The sequence below is a fragment of the Bradyrhizobium sp. UFLA05-112 genome (assembly GCF_053572325.1).
Window position 1 is genome coordinate 35,487 of the sequence record NZ_JBANBK010000026.1, and the last position, 25,319, is coordinate 60,805.

Annotated in this window: 23 protein-coding genes; 16 read left to right on the forward strand and 7 right to left on the reverse strand. The window is 64.9% G+C overall.

Annotation, left to right across the window (positions count from 1 at the left end):
* Positions 1-57: 57 nt before the first annotated feature.
* Positions 58-951 (reverse strand): substrate-binding domain-containing protein, encoded by an 894-nt coding sequence (locus SO180_RS17275; protein ID WP_449380035.1) that lies wholly within the window; start codon positions 949-951, stop codon positions 58-60.
* 87 nt (positions 952-1,038) lie between these two features.
* On the opposite strand from SO180_RS17275, the gene SO180_RS17280 reads away from it, so the two are divergent.
* Genes SO180_RS17280 through SO180_RS17305 form a run of 6 tightly spaced genes read left to right on the forward strand, consistent with a single transcriptional unit; the run spans position 1,039 to position 7,610 of the window.
* Complete coding sequence (locus SO180_RS17280) at positions 1,039-1,731, forward strand: ABC transporter permease (protein WP_449380036.1); 693 nt, start codon at positions 1,039-1,041, stop codon at positions 1,729-1,731.
* Positions 1,732-1,733: 2 nt separating this feature from the next.
* Positions 1,734-2,456: an ATP-binding cassette domain-containing protein gene (locus SO180_RS17285; RefSeq protein WP_449380037.1), complete on the forward strand. Its 723-nt coding sequence runs from the start codon at positions 1,734-1,736 to the stop codon at positions 2,454-2,456.
* Positions 2,457-2,470: 14 nt separating this feature from the next.
* Positions 2,471-3,304 (forward strand): ABC transporter substrate-binding protein, encoded by an 834-nt coding sequence (locus tag SO180_RS17290; protein WP_449380038.1) that lies wholly within the window; start codon positions 2,471-2,473, stop codon positions 3,302-3,304.
* Positions 3,305-3,359: 55 nt separating this feature from the next.
* On the forward strand, positions 3,360-4,466 hold the full coding sequence (locus SO180_RS17295; RefSeq protein WP_449380039.1) for a molybdopterin-binding protein: 1,107 nt from the start codon (positions 3,360-3,362) through the stop codon (positions 4,464-4,466).
* A gap of 13 nt (positions 4,467-4,479) precedes the next feature.
* The gene (locus tag SO180_RS17300) at positions 4,480-6,429 is read left to right on the forward strand and encodes a molybdopterin biosynthesis protein (RefSeq protein WP_449380040.1); all 1,950 of its coding nucleotides are present in this window, start codon (positions 4,480-4,482) and stop codon (positions 6,427-6,429) included.
* A 50-nt stretch (positions 6,430-6,479) separates the two neighbouring features.
* Positions 6,480-7,610, forward strand: coding sequence for an FAD-dependent monooxygenase (locus tag SO180_RS17305; protein ID WP_449380041.1), 1,131 nt, complete (start codon positions 6,480-6,482; stop codon positions 7,608-7,610).
* 67 nt (positions 7,611-7,677) lie between these two features.
* Here the strand turns inward: SO180_RS17305 and mobA are convergent, their stop codons facing one another.
* Together mobA and fdhD are read right to left on the reverse strand one after the other, a co-directional pair.
* On the reverse strand, positions 7,678-8,355 hold the full coding sequence (gene mobA, locus SO180_RS17310; RefSeq protein WP_449380042.1) for a molybdenum cofactor guanylyltransferase MobA: 678 nt from the start codon (positions 8,353-8,355) through the stop codon (positions 7,678-7,680).
* Entirely contained in the window at positions 8,306-9,196 is an 891-nt protein-coding gene (fdhD, locus tag SO180_RS17315) for a formate dehydrogenase accessory sulfurtransferase FdhD (RefSeq protein WP_449380043.1), read from the reverse strand. The genes mobA and fdhD overlap by 50 nt, the downstream gene beginning before the upstream one ends.
* A 132-nt stretch (positions 9,197-9,328) precedes the next feature.
* On the opposite strand from fdhD, the gene mobB reads away from it, so the two are divergent.
* The 8 genes from mobB (at position 9,329) to ybaK (ending at position 19,167) form a co-directional block, all read left to right on the forward strand.
* Complete coding sequence (gene mobB, locus SO180_RS17320; protein ID WP_449380044.1) at positions 9,329-9,856, forward strand: molybdopterin-guanine dinucleotide biosynthesis protein B; 528 nt, start codon at positions 9,329-9,331, stop codon at positions 9,854-9,856.
* 9 nt (positions 9,857-9,865) lie between these two features.
* Positions 9,866-11,122: a molybdopterin molybdotransferase MoeA gene (locus SO180_RS17325; RefSeq protein WP_449380045.1), complete on the forward strand. Its 1,257-nt coding sequence runs from the start codon at positions 9,866-9,868 to the stop codon at positions 11,120-11,122.
* A 45-nt stretch (positions 11,123-11,167) separates the two neighbouring features.
* The gene (locus tag SO180_RS17330; RefSeq protein WP_449380046.1) at positions 11,168-11,431 is read left to right on the forward strand and encodes a sulfurtransferase TusA family protein; all 264 of its coding nucleotides are present in this window, start codon (positions 11,168-11,170) and stop codon (positions 11,429-11,431) included.
* A 315-nt stretch (positions 11,432-11,746) separates the two neighbouring features.
* Complete coding sequence (locus SO180_RS17335) at positions 11,747-13,399, forward strand: OFA family MFS transporter (RefSeq protein WP_449380047.1); 1,653 nt, start codon at positions 11,747-11,749, stop codon at positions 13,397-13,399.
* Between the two features lie 92 nt (positions 13,400-13,491).
* Positions 13,492-13,776, forward strand: coding sequence for a hypothetical protein (locus SO180_RS17340; protein ID WP_449380048.1), 285 nt, complete (start codon positions 13,492-13,494; stop codon positions 13,774-13,776).
* A 166-nt stretch (positions 13,777-13,942) separates the two neighbouring features.
* On the forward strand, positions 13,943-15,646 hold the full coding sequence (locus tag SO180_RS17345) for an NADH-ubiquinone oxidoreductase-F iron-sulfur binding region domain-containing protein (RefSeq protein WP_449380049.1): 1,704 nt from the start codon (positions 13,943-13,945) through the stop codon (positions 15,644-15,646).
* Positions 15,643-18,408: a formate dehydrogenase subunit alpha gene (fdhF, locus tag SO180_RS17350; RefSeq protein WP_449380050.1), complete on the forward strand. Its 2,766-nt coding sequence runs from the start codon at positions 15,643-15,645 to the stop codon at positions 18,406-18,408. Before SO180_RS17345 ends, fdhF begins: the two co-directional genes overlap by 4 nt.
* Positions 18,409-18,693: 285 nt before the next feature.
* Positions 18,694-19,167, forward strand: coding sequence for a Cys-tRNA(Pro) deacylase (gene ybaK, locus SO180_RS17355; RefSeq protein WP_449380051.1), 474 nt, complete (start codon positions 18,694-18,696; stop codon positions 19,165-19,167).
* Positions 19,168-19,197: 30 nt separating this feature from the next.
* Here the strand turns inward: ybaK and SO180_RS17360 are convergent, their stop codons facing one another.
* Both SO180_RS17360 and SO180_RS17365 read right to left on the reverse strand, forming a co-directional pair.
* Complete coding sequence (locus tag SO180_RS17360; protein ID WP_449380052.1) at positions 19,198-19,434, reverse strand: hypothetical protein; 237 nt, start codon at positions 19,432-19,434, stop codon at positions 19,198-19,200.
* Between the two features lie 120 nt (positions 19,435-19,554).
* Positions 19,555-20,235, reverse strand: coding sequence for a GntR family transcriptional regulator (locus tag SO180_RS17365; protein ID WP_449380053.1), 681 nt, complete (start codon positions 20,233-20,235; stop codon positions 19,555-19,557).
* Between the two features lie 143 nt (positions 20,236-20,378).
* On the opposite strand from SO180_RS17365, the gene tcuA reads away from it, so the two are divergent.
* Positions 20,379-21,770: an FAD-dependent tricarballylate dehydrogenase TcuA gene (tcuA, locus tag SO180_RS17370; RefSeq protein WP_449380054.1), complete on the forward strand. Its 1,392-nt coding sequence runs from the start codon at positions 20,379-20,381 to the stop codon at positions 21,768-21,770.
* Positions 21,757-22,857 (forward strand): tricarballylate utilization 4Fe-4S protein TcuB, encoded by a 1,101-nt coding sequence (tcuB, locus tag SO180_RS17375; protein ID WP_449380055.1) that lies wholly within the window; start codon positions 21,757-21,759, stop codon positions 22,855-22,857. Before tcuA ends, tcuB begins: the two co-directional genes overlap by 14 nt.
* 92 nt (positions 22,858-22,949) lie before the next feature.
* On the opposite strand, the gene pncB is transcribed toward tcuB, so the two are convergent.
* Positions 22,950-24,254: a nicotinate phosphoribosyltransferase gene (pncB, locus tag SO180_RS17380; RefSeq protein WP_449380056.1), complete on the reverse strand. Its 1,305-nt coding sequence runs from the start codon at positions 24,252-24,254 to the stop codon at positions 22,950-22,952.
* Between the two features lie 66 nt (positions 24,255-24,320).
* The gene (locus SO180_RS17385; protein ID WP_449380057.1) at positions 24,321-25,250 is read right to left on the reverse strand and encodes a LysR family transcriptional regulator; all 930 of its coding nucleotides are present in this window, start codon (positions 25,248-25,250) and stop codon (positions 24,321-24,323) included.
* Positions 25,251-25,319 lie beyond the last annotated feature (69 nt).

Below are 25,319 nucleotides of genomic sequence, written 5' to 3' on the forward strand. Positions count from 1 at the left end.
TATGGCCCGGCTAATTGGTTTCTTTTGCAACTATTTTGGGCTGGGCGTCAACGCTGGTCAGGCGGCGAAGCGGATCTGACCGGCAGGTGAGGGATCGTAGCCGGTCAACTCCTCAGCATGCCGGCGCAGCTTCTTTTCGTTGAGGAACCGGATCAGCGCCTGCATCGGCGGACGGAAGTAGCTGCGCTGCCGCATCGCGAGATCAAAGTTTTCCCAGAGCAGCGGGACGAAATCGAGTCCGGCCGACTTGGCCGCCCCGCGCGTTGCGACGCCGCAATCGGCATGGCCGGCGCGGATCGTGGCGGCGAGGTCGGGCCCGGTGAGGCTCGGCGCATCCAGCCGGCGCAGATCCCGAAACGAGGCGCCGGCGCGCTTGAGCAGCACGTCGAGCAGCATCTGCGCGCCTGCGCCCTCTTGTCGCAGCGCCATCCTGGCCCCGAGCGCGAGCACGTCCGGCAGGCTGCGCAACCCCTTCGGGTTGCCCGGCGGCACCAGGAGCCCCTGCTCGCGGCGCACCAGGCCGACCAGCACCGCATCATGTAGGTCCGGCGCAGTGCGCAGGGCCGCGGCATTGGCGTCGTTGGCGAGATAATCCGAGCTGTCGAGGCTGTGAAAATGCAGCGCCGCCGCCATCACCTCGTCGCGCTGCAACCGTTCCAGCCCGCGTGCCGTGCCTTCGTTGAGCGAAGCGAGCCCGGAGCCGGATTCCCGCAGGCTCCATTCCAGCAGGCTGTCCTGACTGCCGCCGACGATCGGGGCCGCCTCGGTGGCCAGCATGCCGGCCGGACGCGCCAGGCCCGATAGCACCCATAAATCGAGTTCATGGCGCGGGAACAACCACTTCCCCGTAACCTTGCTACAGGGGATCGCCCCGTTGGTAACGAGTTCATAGAGCTTGCGCTCCCCTAGGCGGAGGTAGTCCGCCGCCTCACTCGTCGTCAGAAATTCCATTATGCATTCCTATGCATATCTTTGTTTACTTTTTGGCATTTGACGCAGACCGGAATTTTTGCAGTTCAATGTCATACTATGGGAACCATGCCCGATCATCTCAGTGCTTTGCAACTCATCCTCAGCGGCGACCCTGTGCTGCTGGCGATCGTACGGCTTTCACTTGGTGTGAGCCTTGCGGCGGTCGCCCTGGCGTCAGGAATCGGTATGCCGCTCGGCGCGTTGCTGGCGCTGACCCACTTCCCGGGGCGCGCGGTGCTGGTCGTGCTGCTCAACGCCATGATGGGCCTGCCGCCGGTCGTGGTCGGGCTTGCCCTCTATCTGCTGCTGTCGCGCGCGGGACCGCTCGGCGATCTCGGCATCCTCTTTACGCCGACGGCGATGGTGATCGCGCAGACCGTGCTGATCGTACCGATCATCGCCGCGCTGACCCGGCAGACGGTGGAAGACCTCTGGATCGAGTATCGCGATGAACTCCGCGCCATGAATGTCGGCGCGGTCGGCCGCATGAAGACGCTGTTGTGGGACGCGCGCTTCAGCCTGCTCACGGCGCTGCTGGCCGGCTTCGGCCGCGCTGCGGCGGAGGTCGGCGCGGTCATGATCGTCGGTGGCAACATCGACGGCTTTACCCGCACCATGACCACCACCGTGGCGCTCGAGACATCCAAGGGCAATCTGCCGCTGGCCATGGGCCTCGGTGCGTTGCTGGTCCTCATCGTGCTCGCCATCAACGCGGCGGCCTGGGGTACGCGCGTGTGGTCACAACGGGTGACAGGGTGACCATGCACGGGCCGATCAGCGATCTTCCTGTGGTGCTCGAGGACGTCTCACTACAGAGAGGCGCGTCGGCGATCCTCGATCGCATCAGCCTCACGATCACGCCGGGTGCGCCGACGCTGCTGATCGGCCCCAACGGCTCCGGCAAGACCAGCCTTCTGCGGCTGTGCATGGGACTTGTGGCGCCGACGGGTGGCCGCATCAGTTGGGGTGGCCGCAGCGCTCCGGCGCCGACGCGCCGCGCCTTCGTGTTCCAGCGCCCCGTGATGTTGCGGCGCACGGCGGCGGCCAACGTCACCTACGCCCTGGCGCAGGCCGGCGCGCCTCACGCGCGCCGGACGATGCGCGCGGCGGCGCTGCTGGAGCGGGTTGGCCTTGCCGAGCTCGCGCACCGTCCGGCACGGCTCCTCTCCGGCGGCGAGCAGCAGCGGCTCGCGCTGGCTCGGGCGCTCGCGCGCGACCCCGAGCTTCTGCTGCTGGACGAGCCGACCGCCAATCTCGATCCCGCCGCGACGCGCGCGGTGGAAGAGATCGTCACGAGCGCGGCGCAATCCGGCATCAAGATCGTGATGGCCTCGCACGATCTCGGCCAGGTGCGGCGGCTTGCGGGCGAGGTGGTCTTCCTTGCCCGCGGGACGCTGTGCGAGCGCGCGCGGGCGAGCGAATTCCTGGACCATCCGTCGACGCCGGAAGCGCAGGCCTTCCTGCGCGGCGATCTCGTGATTTGAAGTGGAGTTTTCCGATGGCATCTCGCCGCCCGTTCCTTGCGCTCGCGATGCTGCTGGGCATCGCCCTGGTCGGTTCGACTTCGTTGGCCGAGGATCGCTCGATCGTCGTGGCCTCGACGACTTCGACGCAGGACTCCGGCCTGTTCGGCTACCTCCTGCCGATCTTCAAGGCCAAGACCGGCATCGACGTGAAGGTGATCGCGCAAGGCACCGGGCAGGCGCTCGACACCGCACGCCGCGGCGATGCCGATGTCGTATTCGTGCATGCAAAGCCGCAGGAGGAGAGGTTCGTCGCCGACGGATTTGGCGTGAAGCGTTTTGACGTGATGTACAACGACTTCGTGCTGATCGGGCCGAAGAGCGATCCCGCCGGCGTCAAGGGCAAGGACATCGCGACCGCGCTGAAGGCGATCGAGGCGAAGGGCGCGCCGTTCGTCTCGCGCGGCGACCGCTCCGGTACCCATGCCGCCGAGCTTGCGCTCTGGATCATCGCGGGCATCGATGTTGCGAGCACCAAGGGTGCCTGGTATCGCGAGATCGGGCAGGGTATGGGCGCGGCGCTCAACACCGCGAGTGCGATGAATGCCTATGTGCTCTCCGATCGCGGCACCTGGATTGCGTTCAAGAACCGCGGCGATCTCGACATCGTCGTCGAGGGCGACAAGCGGCTGTTCAACCAATATGGCGTGATGCTGGTGAATCCGGAAAAGTATCCGTCGGTGAAAAAAGAGCTGGGGCAGACCTTCATCGACTGGCTGATCTCGCCGGACGGCCAGGCCGCAATCGCCGGCTACAAGATCGACGGGCAGCAACTGTTCTTTCCGGATGCCGCCAGGAAACCTGACTAGCAAGTAGCGGAATAGGCGAGTTGCCAAACCGAGCGCTGCGTGGTCCACGTGAGGTATGACCCAGCGCCTGCCGCCGTCGCTTACACCGCTCGATTTCGCCCTCGCTGCGCTGCTGCACGGCGTTGAGCCGGTGGCGCCGGTCGATTTGCCGCTCGCCGAGGTGCTCGGCTGCGTCGCGGCCGGAATGCCGTCGCTCGGTGCCCATCCGTCTCATGATCTCGCTGCCACGGACGGCTGGGCGTTGCGCGCCAGCGATCTCGTCGGCGCGTCCTCGTACTCGCCGCTGCCTTTGACCGCGCCTTCGATTTGGGTCGGGGCCGGCGACACGATGCCCGAGGGATGCGACTGCGTGCTCGATGCCGACGCGCTCGACACTGTGGGGCCGATCGGCCAGGTGCTCGCGGAAGGCTTGCCGGGGCAGGGCGTGCGGCGCGCGGGCAGCGACATCGCCGCCGGCAGCTCGATCGTCGCGGAGGGCATGCCTGTTCGCACCGGCGATCTGCTGCTGGCGCGAGCGGCAGCACTGGAGACGTTGAGCGTGCGACGTCCGCGGCTGCACGTGGTCAACACGCCTGGTGGCAAGACCGCTGCGCAGCTTGTTGTGGACCTGGCGCGAGCCGCGGGTGCCGAAGTGACGGTGGCAGACGCAGTTGGCCGTGATGCGGCGTCGATTGCGAACGCGCTCGACCTCGCGGCCTGCGATCTGTTGCTGACCGTCGGGGGCACCGGCGTCGGCCGCAAGGATGCTGCCGTCACCGCGCTAGCCGATTGCGGCGAGGTCCTGGCCCACGGCATTGCGATGCAGCCGGGACGAACGGCGGCGATCGGAAAGCTGAAATCAGTTCCGGTCGTCGCGCTGCCGGGCTCGCCGGATCACGCATTTGCGATATGGCTCGCGCTGGTTCGTCCGGCGCTGGATCATCTGTCGGTGCGGGCCTCGCGCAAATCCGCCACCTTGCCGCTCGCCCGCAAGATTGCATCGAGCGTCGGGATGGCAGAGATCGCGTTGCTGGGCGAGGAACAAGGTGCCTGGCTGCCGCTTGCGATCGGTGAGTTGTCCTTGCAGGCGATCGCCCGCGCTGATGCATGGCTGCTCGTTCCCGGCAACAGTGAAGGCTTTGCGGCGGGCGCGCCGGTCGGTGCCTATCTGATGCGGGAATGATATGGATTCCGGCATGAACAAGATTCCGCAACCGACCGACCGCCGTTCGGTCGACCAGGAGCAGTTCCTCAAGATCCTCTCCCGCGAGGAGGCGCTGGCGCGGTTTGAAGCCGCGTTGTTCCCCCGCGCGCTGCCGAGCGAGGTGCGCGCGCTTGCGGCTGCGCTTGGAAGTGCGCTCGCCGAAGACGTCTTTGCGCCGATCGACGTGCCGCCCTTCGACCGCTCCAACGTCGACGGGTTTGCCGTCCGCTCCGCAGACCTCGCCGCTGCGAGCGAGGCCGCGCCCCTGCCTCTTGTCCTGAATGGCGAGATCATCGCCTGCGGTACCGCGCCAGCCCTTCAGGTCGCCTCCGGCACGGCGACGGCAATTGCAACCGGCGGGCCGCTGCCGCGTGGCGCCGATGCGGTGGTCATGGTCGAGCATACCCAGCCGGCAGGGACGGGCGCGATCGAGGTCCGCCGCGCAGCTTCGCCGGGCCAGTTCGTGTCCTATGCCGGCTCGGACATCGCGCGCGGCGAAGCTCTGCTGCGCAGTGGCACGATCATCGGCTCGCGCGAGATCGGCATGTTGGCCGCCTGCGGCATCGCCGAGGTCAAGGTCGTCCGCAAGCCGCGGGTTGCGGTCGTATCGACCGGCGACGAGCTGGTACAGCCCGGCGAGCCGCTCGCACCCGCAGGGATCTACGACACCAATGGCGCGATCGTCGCGGCGGCGATCGACGAGAACGGCGGCGCGGCGCATTTCGTCGGCGCCATTCCGGATGACGAGGCCAGGCTCGAGGCCGCGATGCGCAAGGCGCTGGCGGAGGCCGACATGCTGGTACTGTCGGGCGGCACGTCGAAAGGCGCGGGCGATGTGTCCCATCGCATCATTGAACGCCTCGGCCAGCCCGGCATCATCGCTCACGGTGTAGCGCTGAAGCCCGGCAAGCCGCTGTGCCTTGCCGTCTGCGACGGCAAGCCGGTCGTGATCCTGCCGGGCTTTCCGACCTCCGCGATGTTCACTTTCCACGATATGATCGTGCCGGTGCTGCGGCAGATGGCGGGCCTGCCGCCGCGTGCGGATGCCAAAGTGAGTGCGAAGGTGCCAGTGCGGATCGCCTCCGAGCTCGGTCGCACCGAGTTCGTGATGGTGTCGCTGGTCGATGGCAAGGAGGGACTGATCGCTTACCCCTCCGGAAAAGGCTCCGGCGCGATCACCTCCTTCGCGCAGGCCGACGGTTTCCTCCGCATCGATGCACTCGCCGACCAGATGTCGGCCGGCACCTCGGCCGAGGTGACGCTGTTCACGCCGCATGTGCGCGTGCCTGATCTCGTCATCATCGGCAGTCATTGCACCGGGCTCGATCTCGTCACCGCGCCGCTCGCGCGCGCTGGCCTCTCCGTGCGCTCGATTGCGGTGGGCAGCCTCGGCGGATTGGCGGCGGCGCGGCGCGGCGAGTGTGATCTGGCGCCGATCCATCTGTTCGACGACAAGACCGAGACCTACAACACGCCCTATCTTGCCGACGGGCTCGAGCTGGTGCCCGGCTGGCGGCGCATGCAGGGCATCGTGTTCCGCCAGGGCGACAAGCGCTTTGAAGGCCTGAGCGCAAAGGACGCTGTCGCTGCCGCGCTGGCCGATCCCGCCTGCATCATGGTCAATCGCAACCAGGGCGCTGGCACGCGCATCCTCATCGACCGCCTGCTCATTGGCGCGCGGCCGGAAGGCTATTGGAATCAGCCGCGCTCGCACAATGCGGTGGCTGCCGCGGTGGCGCAGCGTCGCGCCGACTGGGGCATGACCATCGCGCCGGTCGCCCATGCGTCCGGCCTCGGTTTCATTCCACTTGCAGAAGAGCATTATGATTTCGCGCTGGTGAGCATGCGCAAGCAGCGCCCGGCGGTGCAGGCTTTTCTGCATGCGCTTGCCTCGGACGAAAGTCGTGCGGCGCTGGCGCGGGCCGGTTTCCGGCCGGCGTGAAGCCTAGCCACGCGGCGATCGAGCCGCGCGACGACAGGGGTGGGGACGCGATGGCAAAGCCGCTTTCGGTTGCGATCGTCGGTGCCGGCATGGGCGGATTTGCCACCGCCGCTGCGCTGCGGCGCGTCGGCATCGACGTCATGGTCTACGAGCAGGCGTCGCAATTTGCCCGGATTGGCGCCGGCATCCAGGTCGGCTGCAATGCGATGAAGGTGTTGCGCGAACTCGGGCTCGAGATGCGGATGCGCGATCACGCCTTCTATCCGCGCTCCTGGAACAACCGCGACTGGCGGAGCGGCGACGTCAAGTTCGACATGATCTTCGGCGAGAGCGCCGAGCAGAGATTTGGCGCGCCCTATCTGCTTGCGCATCGCGGCGATCTGCATGCGGCGCTCGCGAGCGTCGTTCCCTCGGAATACGTTAGGCTCAATCACAAGCTCGTCGGGCTCGATGAGACCGGCGACGGCGTCCGGCTCACCTTCGCCAACGGCGCAAGCGCCATCGCCGATGCCGTGGTCGGCGCGGACGGCGTGCATTCGCTCGTGCGCGACATCCTGTTCGACTCCGCGCCGGTCAGGTTCACCGGCCGCATCGCCTATCGCACCACCTATCCGGCCGCGCTGCTCGGCGGCGAAGAGATCGACGACTGCACCAAATGGTGGGGCGAGGATCGTCACATCGTCATCTATTACGTCAAACCGGACCGCAGCGAGGTCTATCTCGTCACCAGCCAGCCGGAGCCGGACTTTCGCATCGAGTCCTGGTCGGCGAAGGGCGACGTGCGGGACTTGCGTGCATCATTCGAAGGCTTTCATCCGCAGGTCGCGCGGGTGCTCGCCGCATGTCCTGACGTGCACAAATGGGCGATCATGGACCGCGACGCGCTCGAGTGCTGGTCGGACGGCAAGGTGACGCTGCTCGGTGACGCCTGCCATCCGATGACGCCCTATATGGCGCAGGGCGCGGCGATGGCGATCGAGGATGCCGCCGTGCTGTCGCGCTGCCTCGATGGCGTCGAGCGGGAGGGCGTGGCAAACGCGTTTCGCCGCTTCGAGGCGACCCGCAAAGAACGGACCACGCGAGTGCAGGAGACCTCGCGCGCCAACATTTGGCTGAAGGAGCGAACTGATCCGGCCTGGGTCTATGGTTACGACGCCTGGACGGTGCGGCTTGCGGCATGAGCCGTTTACTCGCGCAGGCGTTCGCTCTCCTCTGCCTCGGCGAGCGCGCTCTGCGCGGCTCTCAACTTTATTGAGCTGAGCGCTCGTCCAGTGCGGCCAGCCGCTCGGCTTCCGCGATATCCTCAATCGTGTTCGCATTGAAGAAGGGATCGAGCGGTTGAACCGGCCATGTCACGGTAGCGAGCGCGTAGCGCGCGGTCCAGCGGTCGATCTTCCTGATATCTTCGACGACGAGGGCCTGGCGCAATTCGTCGCGCAAAGCGACGCGCCACAATCCGATCACCGGATGTGACTGTTCGCCGGAAGCGGCAACGGCGAGCTGTGCATTCTCTGCCGCACGCGCAGCCTGCAACCGTGCGACGAGATCGCGCGGCAGGAACGGGCAGTCGCCGGCAGCGCTCAGTACCCATTCGATGCCAGGCCGGTTCGCCGCGGTCCAATCGAGTGCGGCGAGAATGCCGGCGAGCGGTCCGGGATAGCCCGGTACGTCATCGCCGACGACGGTCAATCCGAATGTTGAAAAGCGCGAGGGCTCGCCATTGGCGTTGAGGATCAGCCCGTCACATTGCGGCTTCAGGCGCGCGATCACGCGCTCCAGGATGGTGCGGCCGCTGATGGTGCGCATCGGCTTGTCGCCGCCGCCCATGCGCCGCGCCAGGCCACCTGCGAGCAGCACGCCCAAGGTCGGCGGAATTTCAGTCGTCACCACCTTCACCCTTGCGCTTGTGCTTGGCCGACTCCTCATCGACATAAGCGAGATTCTGGTCGTAGACGATGCGTTCCTCGCCCGCGAGCGCGATGAAGCGCTTGCCGCGCGTGCGCCCGATCAGCGTCAGCCCGACCTGGCGGGCAAGATCGACGCCCCACGCCGTGAAGCCCGAGCGCGACACCAGGATAGGGATGCCCATCCGCACCGTCTTGATCACCATCTCCGAGGTGAGCCGTCCCGTGGTGTAGAGGATCTTGTCGGAGGCCTCGACGCCGTGGCGGTACATCCAGCCCGCGATCTTGTCGACGGCGTTGTGGCGGCCGACATCCTCGGTGTAGCAGAGCGGCGTACCCTCCTTGCACAGCACGCACCCATGGATCGCACCGGCCTCGAGATAGAGCGAGGGCATGGTGTTGATGGTCTGCGTCATCTGATAGAGCCAGGAAGTGCGCAGCTCGGCCTTGGGCAGCGCCACGCTTTCCACCGCTTCGAGGAGGTCGCCGAACGCGGTGCCCTGGGCACAGCCCGAGGTCTGCGTGCGCTTCTTCAGCTTCGCTTCGAAATTGGTGTGATGTGAGGTGCGCACCACGACGAGCTGGAGGTCGTCGTCATATTCCACCTCGGTGACGACGTCGCTGTATTTCAGCATGTTCTGGTTGAGGAGATAGCCGAGCGCCAGATACTCCGGATAATCGCCGATCGTCATCATGGTGACGATCTCCTGGGCGTTGAGATAGAGCGTCAGCGGTCGCTCCATCGGCACCTTGGTCTCGACCCTCGCGCCGGCCTGGTCGACGCCGACGACGCTCTGCGTCAGGCGCGGATCGTCCGGGTTCGGGACGATCAGGGGGACCGGGGCTTTGTCGATCTTCATCATGGGCACGACGTTAGCATGACATTCTGCTCAGGCCGATATAAGCATGTGAGCGAATGAAGAAAATGCCTCCGCTCGCAATGACGGAGATGGTGGTTCCAGCCGCGTGAGGCGACTGGCGGAGATCGCGTTGTGATGAAAATCATCGGCCTTGCGGGATGGAGCGGAGCGGGCAAGACCACGCTGTTGACGCGGCTGATTCCGCATTTCAACGCGCAAGGGCTGCGCGTCTCGGTGATCAAGCATGCCCATCATCATTTCGACGTCGACGTGCCCGGCAAGGATTCCTGGCGCCATCGCGAGGCCGGTGCGGCCGAGGTGCTGGTGTCCTCGGCAAATCGCTGGGCTCTGATGCATGAACTGCGGGGGGCAGCCGAGCCGCGGCTGCCGGAACTGCTCGCAAAGCTGTCGGCGGTCGACCTCGTCGTGGTCGAGGGTTTCAAGCGCGAGCCGCATCGCAAGATCGAGGTGCACCGCGCTGCCAACGGCAAGCAGCTACTGTTTCCCGACGATCCCGGCATTGTCGGGATTGCGACCGACGTTGCGGTTGAAACCAGGCTGCCGACAGTCCATCTCGATGATATCCCGGCCGTGGCCGCGCTGCTCTTGCGCTGCGCGATGACGGCCGACGAGGCGATGGCGAAGAGCGCGCTCGTGCGCTGACGAGGCATCATGGCGCAACTATCCGACGATTGCTTTGCCTTTGGTGGGCCGATGATGTCGGTCGACGATGCGGTCGGCCTGATCGCGGCCCGCGTGAATGCGATCGCCGACATCGAGACGGTGGCGCTGGTCGATGCCGACGGACGGGTGCTCGCGCACGACATCGCCGCGCCGCTGCCGCTGCCACCCTTCACCAACTCCGCGGTCGACGGCTATGCCGTGCGCAATGCGGACCTGCCGCAAGCGAACGAAGAAGCGTTTCCGCTCGACAGCCGTATCGCGGCCGGCAGTGCCGCCGATCATCCGATCAAGCCCGGTCATACCGCACGCATCTTCACGGGCGCGCCGATGCCGCCGGGGGCCGAGACCGTCTTCATGCAGGAGGACGTGCGCGTCGAAGAGAGCGGCAAGATCGTGCTACCGCCGGGGCTAAACCCCGGCGCAAATGTCCGGCCCGCCGGCGAGGATATTCCGCAAGGGTACGTTGCCTTGCGCGCCGGCCAGCGCTTGCGGCCACAACATGTCGCGCTCGCCGCCGCCTTCGGCCAGACCGCGCTCGATGTCATCAGGCGCATTCGCGTCGCGGTGTTCTCGACCGGCGACGAATTGGCCTCGCCCGGCGCACCGCGCGCGGCCTCGCAACTCTACGATTCCAACCGTTTCATGCTGATGGCGATGCTGCGCCGGCTGGGCTGCGAGGTTTCTGATCTCGGCATTTTGCGGGACGAGAAAGCCTCGCTCGCGGATGGTTTGAAGCAGGTCGCAGGCCAGCATGACCTGATCCTCACCACCGGCGGTGTGTCGACCGGCGAGGAGGATCACGTCAAGGCCGCGGTCGAGAGTATCGGCACGCTGGTGCTGTGGCGGATGGCGATCAAGCCGGGCCGACCGGTCGCCATGGGCATCATCGGCGGCACGCCGCTGATCGGCTTGCCCGGCAATCCCGTCGCGAGCTTCGTCACCTTCGTCCACGTGGTGCGGCCGACGGTGCTGGCGCTCGCCGGGGGCCTGCCGGAGCCGTTGCTTCCGATTCCGGTGCGCGCGGCGTTCACCTACAAGAAGAAGGAGGGCCGCCGCGAATATGTCCGGGTCTCCTTGCGCAAGGCCGAGGATGGCGCGCTCGAGGCGATCAAGTTTCCACGCGAGGGCGCCGGGCTGTTGTCATCGTTGGTCGAGACCGATGGGCTGGTCGAGCTCGGCGAAGCGATCACGCAGGTCGAGCCCGGACAGGGCATTGGATTTCTGTCCTATGCGGACCTGATCTGAGCATCGCGCATTGACGCTCCCGACCCGCCTCGCCATGGTGCTGCCATGACCAGAACGACTCTCGATCTCACCGGGCTGAAATGCCCGTTGCCGGCTTTGAAGACGCGCAAGGCGCTGAAGCCGTTGCGGGCAGGGGACCAGCTCGAAGTCTATTGCACCGATCCCCTGTCGGTGATCGACATTCCAAATCTGATCCGGGAAACCGGCGACAAGGTCGAAATCACCGAGCGCAACGATGCGCGCATCGTCTTCTTGATAGAGAAGACCAATGCATCGATAGAAATCATCAATGGTGCGCCGCGTTCTTAGGGCCGTCACCTCGTGGATACCGACCATTTGTCTATCGACATCGATCTGCGCTTCTGTCCCAATCGGTTTCATCTGTGGGACGCGGAGGTTGACTCGTGCCCGCAATGCGCGGAACAAGCTGGTCGAAGCCACGTCGCGTGGTGTCGGGCATAGACGCCGACCCAGGGGGTTAGACTTCTCGAATATGCGTCGTGATCCTGGCGCGTGTCGAAACATTGTGCGGAGCAGCAGGGACGGCTGCGCCGCGACGGGCTGAGCGACAAGGATCGTAGCAGCAGGTTTGCTCAGAAGGGCGGCCTGCAGGGGAGGATTTGTATGGCTACAGTTGAAAGCGCTGGAAGACTGTCAGGCGCTGGCGCGGGATTTCTCGATCGCGAGCGCACGATCGCCACGGCCGGCTTCAATCGCTGGCTGGTGCCGCCGGCAGCACTTTGCATCCATCTGTGCATCGGCATGGCCTACGGCTTCTCGGTGTTCTGGCTGCCGCTATCGCGCGCGATCGGGCTGACCGCGCCCAAGGCATGCCCAGACATTTCATTGTGGCAGGAGCTCTTCACCACCACTTGCGACTGGAAGGTCGCAAGCCTGGGGTGGATGTACACGCTGTTCTTCGTCGTGCTCGGCGTCTCGGCCGCGCTATGGGGTGGTTGGCTCGAGCGGGTCGGGCCGCGCAAGGCCGGCTTCGTTGCAGCGCTGTGCTGGTGCGGCGGCCTCGTGCTTGGCGCCATCGGCATCTATGTCCATCAGCTCTGGATCATGTGGCTCGGCTCCGGCGTGATCGGCGGCGTCGGCCTCGGCCTTGGCTACATCTCACCGGTCTCGACGCTGGTGAAATGGTTCCCCGACCGCCGCGGCATGGCGACCGGCATGGCCATCATGGGCTTTGGTGGCGGCGCCATGATCGGCGCGCCGCTGGCCAACTGGCTGATGGATCAGTTCAAGTCGCCGACCTCGGTCGGCGTCTGGGAAACCTTCCTCAGCATGGGCGCGATCTATTTCGTCTTCATGATGATCGGCGCGTTCCGCTATCGCCTGCCGCCGACGGGCTGGAAGCCCGAAGGCTGGACACCGCCGAGCGAGAAGAAGACGATGATCTCCGAGCATCACGTCCATCTCGACAACGCGCACAAGACGCCCCAGTTCTGGCTGATCTGGTGGGTGTTGTGCTTGAACGTCTCGGCCGGCATTGGCGTGATCGGCATGGCTTCGCCGATGCTGCAGGAAATCTTCGCCGGCAAGCTGATCGGCCTGCCGGACGTCGGCTTCAACGCGCTCAATCCGGCGCAGAAGGCGCAGATCGCGGCGATCGCCGCCGGCTTTGCCGGCCTGTTGTCGCTGTTCAACATCGGCGGCCGCTTCTTCTGGGCCTCGCTGTCGGACTATATCGGCCGCAAGAACACCTACTACACGTTCTTCATCCTCGGCATCGTGCTGTACGCGTTGGCGCCGACATTTGCCGCAACTGGCAACAAACTGCTCTTCGTGCTCGGCTTCGGCATCATCCTGTCGATGTATGGCGGCGGCTTCGCGACGGTGCCGGCCTATCTCGCAGACATGTTCGGCACCCAGTTCGTGGGCGCGATCCATGGCCGTCTGCTGACGGCCTGGTCGACCGCCGGCATCATTGGTCCGGTGGTCGTGAACTACCTGCGCGAATTCCAGCTCGCCGCCGGCGTGCCGCGCGATCAGCTCTATAACTCCACCATGTACATCCTGTGCGCGATGCTGATCGCGGGCCTGATCTGCAACTACCTGGTCAAGCCGGTCGATCCGAAGTGGTACATGAGCGAGGGGGAAGTGGCGAAGCTCCAGGCTGCAACGGCCGGTGTCAACGCGGGGCAGACCGGTTCGTTCGGGATCGGCACCGGTGGTCTCGACGGCAAGGCCGCGCTGTTCTGGCTGTTCGTCGGTGTTCCCTTGGCCTATGGCGTGTACATGACGCTGCTTAGCGCGGTCAAAATCTTCTGATCGCAATCGACACCGCCGCGGGATGCCCATGACAGGCATTCCGCGGCGTTCGCCTTTCCGAATGATCATGATTGGGACTTGAGGGGGATTTCATGCTTCGCACCCGTATCTGCCTTGCCGCCGCGCTGCTGGCCGTAGGGCTTCATACTGCCTCGGCGCAGACCGCGACGTCGCCCGCGACACCCGCGCCGGCCACAACGACCGACGCCAAACCGCCGGGGAAGGTCAAGCTCACCATGCAGAAGCTGAAGCAGATGAAGGCCACCTGGGCGGCCAACAAGCCTAAGCTCAAGGCGTGTCGGGCCGAGGTCAAGGCCAAGGGTCTTATCGGCGATGACCGATGGTTCTACATTCAGGACTGCATGAGCAAGACCTGAGGCCAGGAGCTCACAGTATGCAACTAAAAGGGGGCATGGAGCTTGGGCTACGTGCCCCTTAAATGTTTGTAGGACCTGACTAATCGGGATCAACTATTTGCTTGGCATCTGGTATGCCAATGGGTTAGTTTGGAGCCGTTCTAAAAGTAGGGACCAAGACGCAGCGATGAGCCACGACGTGCAGCAGGTCCGCTCGTTCGAGCATCCGGGCGAGGGACGGAAGCGAGCCAAGGCCACGCCCAAGGGGCGGCAGGTCGACCCGATCGCCGCCCATGAGATCGAGCAATTGCTCGGCGACAGGTCGCGCCGGCGCGATCTGCTCATCGAATATCTCCATCTGGTCCAGGACAAGTATCGCCAGATCTCGGCCGCGCATCTCGCAGCGCTTGCCGACGAGATGAAACTCGCCTTCGCCGAGGTGTTCGAGACCGCGACCTTCTACGCACATTTCGACGTCGTGAAGGAGGGCGAGCCCGATATTGCCCCGCTCACCATCCGCGTCTGCGATTCTCTGACCTGCGCAATGATGGGCGGCGAAAAGCTGCTCGAAGACCTCCAGAGCGCGAGCGGTCCCGGCATCCGCGTCGTGCGCGCACCCTGTGTCGGCCGCTGCGACACCGCGCCTGCGGCCGAGGTCGGCCACAACTTCGTCGACAACGCCACGGTCGGAAATGTGCTGGCGGCAGCGAAGGCCGGCGACACACATGCGCATCTGCCGAAATTTATCGACTACGACACCTATGTCGCCGCCGGCGGCTACAGGCTGCTCAATCGCCTGCGCTCCGGTGAGTTGCCGAAGGAAGATCTGCTGAAGGCGCTCGACGACGCCGCGCTGCGCGGCCTTGGCGGCGCGGGCTTTCCGACGGGACGCAAATGGCGCGCGGTGTTAGGGGAGCCGGGTCCGCGGCTGATGGCGATCAACGGCGACGAGGGCGAGCCCGGTACGTTCAAGGATCGCTATTATCTCGAGACCGACCCGCATCGCTTCATCGAGGGCATGCTGATCGGTGCGCGCGTGGTCGAGGCGTCCGACGTTTACGTCTATCTCCGTGACGAATATCCCGCCTGCCGCGAGATTCTCGAGCGCGAGATCGCAAAGCTCCCCGCGGGCGGCCCGACGCTGCATATGCGGCGTGGCGCCGGCGCCTATATCTGCGGCGAGGAATCCTCGCTGCTCGAAAGCATCGAGGGCAAGCGCGGTCTGCCGCGGCACAAGCCGCCTTATCCGTTCCAGGTCGGTCTGTTCGGCCTGCCCACGCTGATCAACAACATCGAAACGTTGTGGTGGGTGCGCGACATCGTCGAGAAGGGTGCCGATTGGTGGAACAGCCACGGCCGCCATGAGCGCCATGGCCTGCGCAGCTTCTCGGTCTCGGGCCGCGTCAAGAATCCCGGCATGAAGCTCGCGCCCGCTGGGATCACCGTGCGCGAGCTGATCGACGAACATTGCGGCGGCATGGCCGACGGCCACACCTTCTATGCTTATCTTCCGGGCGGCGCGTCCGGTGGCATTCTGCCGGCATCGATGGATGACATCCCGCTCGATTTCGGCACGCTTGAAAAATACGGCTGCTTCATAGGCTCTGCCGCGATCGTGATCCTGTCGCAGAAGGACAGCGTCAGGTCCGCGGCGCTGAACCTGATGAAATTCTTCGAGGACGAGAGTTGCGGCCAGTGCACGCCGTGCCGTGTCGGAACCCAGAAGGCGGCGCTCTTGATGCAGCGGCCGGTCTGGAACCGCGCGCTGCTGGACGAATTGAGCCAAGCGATGCGCGATGCCTCGATTTGCGGGCTCGGACAGGCGGCATCGAATCCGCTCACAACCGTGATCAAATATTTCCCTGACGAGTTCAAGGAAGCGGCCGAATGACGAAGATTACGTTCGAGCTCGATGGCAAGCAGGTGGAAGCCAAACCCGGCGAGACCATCTGGCAAGTCGCAAAACGCCAGGGCCGCGACATCCCGCATCTCTGCTATTCACCGGCGCCAGACTATCGGCCCGATGGCAATTGCCGCGCCTGCATGGTCGAGATCGAAGGCGAGCGCGTGCTTGCGGCGTCCTGCAAGCGCACGCCGTCGGTCGGCATGAAGGTGAAGACCGAGAGCGCCCGCGCGGTCGCGGCGCAGAAGATGGTGATGGAGCTGCTCGTCGCCGACCAGCCGGCGCGCGAGACCTCGCACGATCCCGACTCCAAATTCTGGCACTGGGCCGAGACCACCGGCGTCACCGAGAGCCGCTTCCCCGCCGCCGAGCGCTGGGAGACCGACGCCAGCCATCCGGCGATGCGCGTCAATCTCGATGCCTGCATCCAGTGTGGCCTGTGCGTGCGCGCCTGCCGCGAGGTGCAGGTCAACGACGTCATCGGCATGGCCTACCGCAATGCAGGCGCCAAGATCGTGTTCGACTTCGACGATCCCATGGGCGAGTCCACCTGTGTGGCCTGCGGCGAATGCGTGCAGGCCTGCCCGACCGGCGCTCTGATGCCCGCCGTGATGCTGGACGAGAACCAGACCCGCGTCACATATGCCGACAGGAAGGTCGATTCGCTCTGCCCGTTCTGCGGCGTCGGCTGCCAGGTGACCTACGAGGTCAAGGACGAGAAGGTGATCTACGCCGAGGGTCGCGACGGCCCCGCCAATCACAACCGCCTTTGCGTCAAGGGCCGCTTCGGCTTCGACTACATCCATCATCCGCATCGTCTGACAAAGCCGCTGGTGCGGCTGCCGAACGCGAAAAAGGACGCCAACGACCAGGTTGACCCCACCAATCCCTTTACTCATTTCCGCGAAGCCTCGTGGGAGGAAGCGCTCGACATCGCGGCCAAGGGCCTCGTCAAAATCCGCGACGAGAAGGGTGTGAAGGCGCTTGCAGGCTTCGGCTCGGCCAAGGGGTCGAACGAGGAGGCCTATCTGTTCCAGAAGCTGGTACGCACTGGCTTCGGCTCTAACAACGTCGATCATTGCACGCGGTTGTGCCACGCCTCGTCGGTGGCGGCGCTGTTCGAAGGCCTGAGCTCGGGCGCCGTGTCTGCGCCCTTCGCGGCCGCGATGGATGCGGAAGTCATCTGGGTGATCGGCGCCAATCCGACCGTGAACCACCCCGTCGCGGCGACCTACATCAAGAACGCGGCCAAGAAGGGCGCAAAGCTGTTCGTCATGGATCCGCGTCGGCAGTCGTTGTCGCGTCACGCCACCAAGCATTTGCAGTTCAAGCCGGGTGCCGACGTTGCGATGTTGAATGCGATGATCAACACGATCATCACCGAGGGCCTGACCGACGACCAGTACATTGCCGGTTACACCGAGGGCTTTGAGGACCTGAAGGAGAAGATCAAGGAATTCACGCCGGAGAAGATGGCGCCGATCTGCGGCATCCCGGCGCAAACGCTGCGCGAGGTCGCCAGAACCTATGCCCGTGCAAAGTCGTCGATCATCTTCTGGGGCATGGGCATCAGCCAGCATGTCCACGGCACCGACAATGCGCGCTGCCTGATTGCGCTCGCGCTGATCACCGGCCAGGTCGGCCGTCCCGGCACGGGCCTGCATCCGCTGCGGGGCCAGAACAACGTCCAGGGTGCCTCCGACGCCGGCTTGATCCCGATGTTCCTGCCCGACTATCAGCCGGTTGGCCACGACGACATGCGCGGCAATTTCGAGAAGCTGTGGGGACAAGACCTCGATCCCGTGCGCGGTCTGACCGTGGTCGAGATCATGAACGCGATCCACGCCGGCGAGATCAAGGGCATGTATATCGAGGGCGAGAATCCCGCGATGTCAGATCCCGATCTCCAGCATGCGCGCGAAGCGCTCGCCATGCTCGGCCACCTCGTGGTGCAGGATCTCTTCGTCACCGAGACCGCGTTCCATGCCGACGTCATTTTGCCGGCTTCGGCGTTTGCGGAGAAGGATGGCTCTTTCACCAACACCGATCGCCGCGTGCAGCTCGCGCGCCAGGTGATCAAGCCGCCGGGCGATGCGCGGCAGGATCTCTGGATCATCCAGGAGATCGGCAAGCGGATGGGCTTGCCGTGGAATTACTCCGGCCCCGGCGACGTCTATACCGAGATGGCGGAGCTGATGCCGTCACTGAAGAACATCAGCTGGGAGCGGCTGGTGCGCGAAGGCGCCGTGACTTATCCAGCCGACGATCCGAACAAACCGGGCAACGAGATCATCTTCACCACCGGCTTCCCGACCGCAAGCGGTCGCGGCAAGATCGTGCCGGCCAAAGTCATCCCGCCGGACGAGTTGCCGGACGACGAGTATCCGATGGTGCTGTCGACCGGCCGCGTGCTCGAACACTGGCACACGGGCTCGATGACGCGTCGCGCTCAGGTACTCGACCAGATCGAGCCGGAAGCGGTGGCCTTCATGTCGCCGAAGGACATGCGCAAGAAGAAACTCGCGCCCGGCGATTTCATTCGCCTGGAGACCCGTCGCGGCGCGGTCGAGGTCAAGGTGCGCTCCGACCGCGACGTGCCGGAGAACATGGTGTTCATGCCGTTCTGCTACGCGGAAGCGGCGGCGAACCTTCTCACCAATCCGGCGCTCGATCCCTTCGGCAAGATCCCCGAGTTCAAGTTCTGCGCCGCGCGTGCCGAACGCGTCGAGATGCGCGACGCGGCGGAGTAGGTGGCCCCGTCGTCGTCACCGCGACAAGCGCTCGCCACATGAACCGCTGTCATGCCCCGCGGAAGCGGGGCATCCAGTACGCCGCGGCTTGTCCGTATCTCGTCACGGTCTCTGGAATACTGGATCGCCCGCCCTCGCGGGCGATGACGTCGAGGATGTGGTCTGCGCATAACACAATCGCGTCATTGCGAGCGCAGCGAAGCAATCCAGAAATCAACCCGGCAGTGGCAGTCTGGATTGCTTCGTCGCTTCGCTCCTCGCAATCACGGTGGTAGATGATAGTGCATGTCCAAAGCCACCCCTGCCACACGCGCGCTTACTGCCGCCTCCGTATCCTTCACCGTGCACGCCTATGACTACGATCCGGACGCCGAGAGCATCGGGCTTCAGGCTGCTGCCGCGCTTGGTGAAGATCCTGCGCGGGTGCTGAAGACGCTGATGGCGATTGTCGACGGCAAGCCGGTTTGCGTCGTCGTTCCTTCCGACCGGGAAGTCTCGATGAAGAAGCTCGCGGCGGCTGCGGGCGGCAAGTCGGCTCAGATGATGAAGCCGCTCGAGGCCGAGCGCGTCACCGGCTTCAAGGTCGGCGGCATCAGCCCATTCGGGCAACGGCGCGCGGTGACGACCATCATCGACGAGGGCGCGCTCGGGCACGACCTCGTCTACGTCAATGGCGGCCAGCGCGGCTTGCAGGTGCGGCTCAGCCCGCGCGATGTGCGCGATGTCTTGAAGGCCATGGCTGCGGATGTGCTCGCCTGATCAGCGCGAGACCAAATTGGAAGCTGCCGATCATCCGAGCCATACGAACGGGAATGTCCCATCCGATGGGTCGGAAGGTCGCGGCGCCCGAATGTACGGCGCAGGCGTCTCGCGGGTCCGATAGGCATGTACGGCTGGCCGCGTCGGCGCAACGCGCGCGCCATCGATCGGACGGGCCGTTGCCGCACCGGGAGCGGCAAATGCAACGGTGCTGACCACGAGCGCTGTCAGTACCAGGCCAGCGGCGTGCGTCTTGCGGGCAGTCATGGGAATTCTCCTTGCAGGCGTTCCAGCAGGCTCCGATAGCCTGCCGTTCATCCCTGAGATCGCGATGGCCGCGATCTCATTCCCACAAGGTTTCGTGATCGATCGCTCGCGGATGTTTCGCTATTGTTTCTGCAAGAGCTTCAGTCGGCACCGCAGCGCTTCGCGAATATGCGCGCGCGCCAGTTCTTCGGCCTTGTCGCCGTCGCGGGCGGCAATGGCATTGATGATGGCCTGATGCTCCCTGTGGCTCGTGGAGGGGCGGCCGGCGACGGAAAACGTGGTCGGGCCGAGCAGCGCGATCCAGTCCTGGAGCTCCTTCGATGCGTTGTCGAGATAGCGGTTGCGCGCGGCGCGGCACACCGCCTCGTGGAAGGTGCGGTTGAGTCTCGCCATCTCGGCGGCGTCGCCGGAATGTTCGGTAAAAGCCTGCTCGATATCGGTCATCGCGTCGATCTCGGGGCGCGAGGCGTGCTCGGCGGCGAGCCGGGCGGCGGCGCCCTCCAGGATCTCGCGCATGGCGTAGAGCTCGAGCACCTCGGAAACGTCGAGATTGCGGACGATCAGCCCACGGCCCGCGGCCGGCTGCACGAAGCCGCGCGCGGCGAGCCGCCCCAGCGCTTCGCGCACCGGCGTGCGGCTGACGTTGAGCCGCTGCGCGACCTCCTCCTCCCGCAAGCGGTCGCCGGCGCGGTAGCTGCCGGCCTGGAGCGCCTCGCACAGCGAGCGGAACACGGCTTCGCCCAATGCGACGCCGGAACCGCGATCGATCGATCCGCTTGTCTTTGCCTGGCGCCTGGCCATGCTCTCTCCGATCCCGGCGCATCGTTCCCATGCAAAGCGGAGCGTTGCGCGACGCTTGTATATCTTTGTATACAAACGTGCGCAATGGCGGTACCGTCGGACAACCATGGAATGGCTCCAGCTCTGGGGTCCTGGCAGGCGGCATGAGCAGAAAATACGACGTGCTGGTGATCGGTGGTGGTAATGCCGCGCTCTGCGCGGCAATTGCCGCGCGACGCGGCGGTGCCTCGGTCGTCGTGCTGGAAGGCGCGCCTAAATTCTATCGCGGCGGCAACACCCGCCACACCCGCAACATGCGCTGCGCGCATGACGCCGCGACCGAGATCCTGACAGGCCCGTACACCGAGGAGGAGTTCTGGAAGGACCTGCTGCTGGTGACCGGTGGACAGACGGACGAGGAGCTGGCGCGCCACATGATCCGGGAGTCGAAGGATATCCTGAACTGGATCGTGGAGCAGGGCGTGCGCTGGCAGCCCTCGCTCGGCGGCACGCTCAGCCTCGGGCGCACCAACTCCTTCTTCCTCGGCGGCGGCCGGGCGATGCTCAATGCGCTGTATCTGACCGCCGAACGGCTCGGCGTCGAGATCCATTATGATGCCGAGGTCACCGATCTCGTGATCGAGGACGGCATGTTCCTGGCCGCGCGTCTCAAGCGGCCGATCGATGGCGCAAACGAGATACGCGCGACCTCGCTGGTCGCCGCCGCCGGAGGCTTCGAGGCCAACATCGAATGGCTGAAGGAATATTGGGGCGAGGCCGCCGACAATTTCCTGATCCGCGGCACGCCCTATAATCGCGGCTCCATCCTGAAGATGCTGCTTGCCAAGGGTGTCCAGGAGGTCGGCGATCCCACCCAGTGCCACGCCGTCGCGATCGATGCGCGGGCGCCGAAATTCGACGGTGGCATCATCACACGGCACGACTCCGTCGTGTTCGGCATCGTCGTCAACAAGCACGCGCAGCGCTTCTATGATGAGGGGGAGGACATCTGGCCGAAGCGCTACGCGATCTGGGGGCGTCTGGTCGCAGCGCAGCCGGACCAAATCGCCTACATCATCTTCGACTCGACTGTCGTCACGAGCTTCATGCCGACGCTGTTTCCGCCGATTGCGGGCGCGAGCGTTGCCGAGCTCGCCGGCAAGCTCGATCTCGATCCGCTCGCACTGGAAAAGACCGTCGCCGATTTCAACGCTGCGGTGCTATCAGGCACTTTCGACCACACCATCCTCGACGACTGTCGCACCGAGGGTGTCACGCCGCCGAAGACGCATTGGGCGCGGCGAATCGAGACGCCGCCCTATCTCGCCTATCCGGTGCGTCCCGGCATCACCTTCACCTATCTCGGCATCCGCGTCACCAAGGAGGCGCGTATGCTGATGAACGACGGCAAGCCATCGGCCAACATGTTCGCGGCCGGTGAAATCATGGCCGGCAATGTGCTGGGCAAGGGCTATGCCGCCGGTATGGGCATGACGATCGGCAGCGTGTTCGGGCGGATCGCAGGACGGGAAGCGGCGAAACATGCACGGAACTAGGATTCTTGACGAAGCCGACCGTCTGATGACGGTCTGCAATTCGTGCCGCTACTGCGAAGGCCTGTGCGCGGTATTTCCCGCGATGGAGATGCGCCGCGCGTTTTCCGATGGCGACCTCAATTATCTCGCCAATCTCTGTCATGCCTGCGGCGCCTGTTACGTGGATTGCCAGTTTTCGCCGCCGCACGAGTTCAACGTCAACGTCCCGCAGACGCTGGCGATAGCACGCGCGGAGTCCTATGCGGCCTATGCCTGGCCACGGGCGCTGTCTGGCGTGTTCGCACGCAACGGTCTCGTCATCAGCGTCATGGCTGCGCTCAGCATGGCCGCGTTCATCCTCGGCTTTGCCGCCGCGCACGACCGTGATGTGCTGTTCGGAGTCCATAGCGGTCCCGGCGCCTTCTACAAGCTGATGCCGCACAACGCGATGGCGGCACTATTCGGTGCCGCGTTCCTTTACGCGATCCTGGCGCTGGTGATGAGCGTTCGCGCGTTCTGGCGCGACATCGGCGCGCCGATCGGCGGCCGCGCGGATGGCGGCTCGATCTTCCAGGCGATCCGCGATGCCGGCGAGCTCCGCTATCTCCATGGCGGCGGCGTCGGCTGCTACAATGAGGACGATCGGCCGACCGACCGGCGCAAGCTCTACCATCACCTTACCTTCTACGGCTTTCTCTTGTGCTTCGCTGCGACATGCGTCGGCACGCTCTATCATTATCTGCTGGGACGCGAGGCGCCTTATCCTTGGTGGGATTTACCGGTCGTGCTCGGCACGCTTGGCGGCATCGGCCTCGTCGTCGGGCCGATCGGTTTGTTCATCGCCAGGATGCAGCGCGATTCCGCGTTGCTCGATGAAGGCCGCTACGGCATGGATGTCGGCTTCATCGCCATGCTGTGCTTGACCGGCATCACGGGCCTCGCGCTGCTCGTCTTGCGCGAGACCGCCGCGATGGGCCCGCTGCTCGCGCTGCATCTCGGCGCAGTGTTCGCACTGTTCATCTCCATGCCCTATGGCAAGTTCGTGCATGGCATCTACCGCTTCACGGCCCTGGTGCGCTACGCGCAGGAGCGGCGGCAAGCCGGCTAGCCTGCCGACTACGCCATCTCGCGTCGTCGCCGTTCGCCGGATGCAATCTCGGAGAACGCCGCATCGAACGGCTCTCGGAGTTCCGCGAGGCGTCAGACCAGCACGGCCTGGCGCACGCGGCCAGCATCGCCGAACACACGTAAATACCGTTCGATCTCGGACGGCATGCCGGTCGCCTTCTCCGGATTGTCGGACAGTTTGACGGCGGGACGTCCGTCGACCGACGTCACCTTGCAGACGAGCGAGATCGGATCGAGATTGACGGAGCCGTCGGGCGGGCAGCCGACGAAATCATTGGTGAGGTTGGTGCCCCAGCCGAAGGAGAGGCGCACCCGGCCAGAGAAGTGATGATAGGTCTCCTCGATCGAGCCGACATCCATCGCGTCGGAAAAGACAAGCAGCTTGTCCCTGGGATTGCGGCCCTTCTTCTCCCACCATTTGATGATCTCTTCGCCGGCCTGGATCGGTGGCGCGCTGTCGGGGCGGAAGCCGGTCCAATCGGCGACCCATTCCGGCGCATCACGCAGGAAGGCCTTGGTGCCGAAGGCGTCGGGCAGCGCGATCAGGAGGTTGCCTCCATAGGTCTGGCGCCACTGGTCGAGAATGCGATAGGGCGCGAAGCGCAACTCCTCGTCGTCCTTGGCGAGCGCGGCCGCCACCATCGGCAACTCGTGCGCATTGGTGCCGATCGCCTCGAGATCATTGTCCATGGCGAGCAGGACGTTGGAGGTGCCGATGAAGGATTGCCCGAGCCCTTCCTTCACCGCCTCTACGCACCAGCGCTGCCAGAGGAAGCCGTGGCGACGGCGCGTGCCAAAGTCTGACAGGCGCAGATTCTCGAGCTGGCGGAGCCGCTCGACCTTGGTCCACAGCTTGGCCTTGGCGCGGGCATAGAGCACGTCGAGCTCGAAGCGGCCACGGCCCTTGATCGCCGCGCGCGAGCGCAACTCGTTGAGAATCGCGAGCGCCGGAATTTCCCACATCGTGGTGTGGGTCCAGGGCCCGTGAAAGTGCAATTCGTACTGGCCCTCGACCTTGCGCAGCTCGTATTCGGGCAAGCGGAATTCGGCGAGCCAGCGGATGAAATCGGCCGAGAACATGTGGGTCTTGCCGTAGAAGGTGTTACCGGCAAGCCAGATCAGCTCTTTCTTGGTGAAGCGGATGGTGCGGGCATGGTCGAGCTGGGCGCGCAGCTCGCCCTCGTCGATGATCTCGGCAAGGCGCACATGGCGCGAGCGGTTGATGACCGAAAATGTCACCCTCTGATCCGGGTAGAATTCCCGAATCATCTGTAACATCAACAGCTTGTAGAAATCGGTGTCGAGCAGGCTGCGGACGATCGGGTCCAGCCGCCAGCTGTGGTTATAGGTTCGGCTCGCAATATCGGTCACGGTCATGGCCGAATTCTAGCGTGGCCGATGCGGCGCAACCAGTGGGTTTGGCGGGGGGCAGGGCGGCCCTGTTCATGCCCCCGAGGCGGTCGCAGCGACCGCCTCGAGCTGGCTGCGGATCCACCGATGGGCCGGGTCCTTCTGGTAGCGCTGGTGCCAGACCATGAACATCGGCAATTCGGCGAGCGTCCTTGCGCGCGGGGCGAGCGGAATGTGCACATGCGCGAAGTCGCGCATCAGACCGTCCGCAAGCAGGCTGGGCATGCTCGCCAGCATGTCGGAGCCGCGCAGGAAAGACGGCACGCCGGAGAAGCTCGGCACCGATATCGCGATATCGCGGTGGAAGCCGTTTGCCGCAAGCCTACGGTCGAAGTCGAGCCGCTCGTTGTCGGTATAAACTACGGTGACGTGGCGCGCAGCGAGATAGGCATGGCGCGTCGGCGGCGCCGAACGCGCTGTTCGGTCGTAGTAGCAGACGTAGTGATCCCTGAGCAGGCGCTTCTGCACGATGTCGATGCCAGATGGCGGCAGCGGGCTGATCAGGAGGTCGCAACGGTTCTCGCGCAGCATGGCAGGCGAGGGTGATTGCGAGGGGATCACGCGCAGATTCAGGCTCTTCACCTGGGCTGCGACATGGCGGAAGAAGCGCGGCAGCAATAGGTCGCGCTGGAAATCGTTGGCGGCGATCGTCAGCGACAGGTGCGCTGCTTTCGGTTCGAAGGTGACGCCGCCGGCAAAGCTCCGCATCTCGTCGATCAGCGCGCGCGCCTTGGCGGCGAGCGCCTGGGCATGCGCGGTTGCGACGATGCCACGGCCGGATTTGGCAAACAGGGGATCGCCGGCGATGCGCCGCAGCTTCTTCAGCCCGTGGCTGACGGCGGATTGGGTGAGGCCGAGTCGGGTCGCGGCCGCCGTCACCGAACCCTCTTCAAGCACCGCGAGAAACAGCGACAGCGAATGGCCATCGAGGGCCAAATGATCGATTTCTTTCATGAGATACATTATAATTGATCTATTTATCTTGAGAATAGGTCGGCGCATCCTCGTTGTCATAAGCCGCGCGCCCAGCCG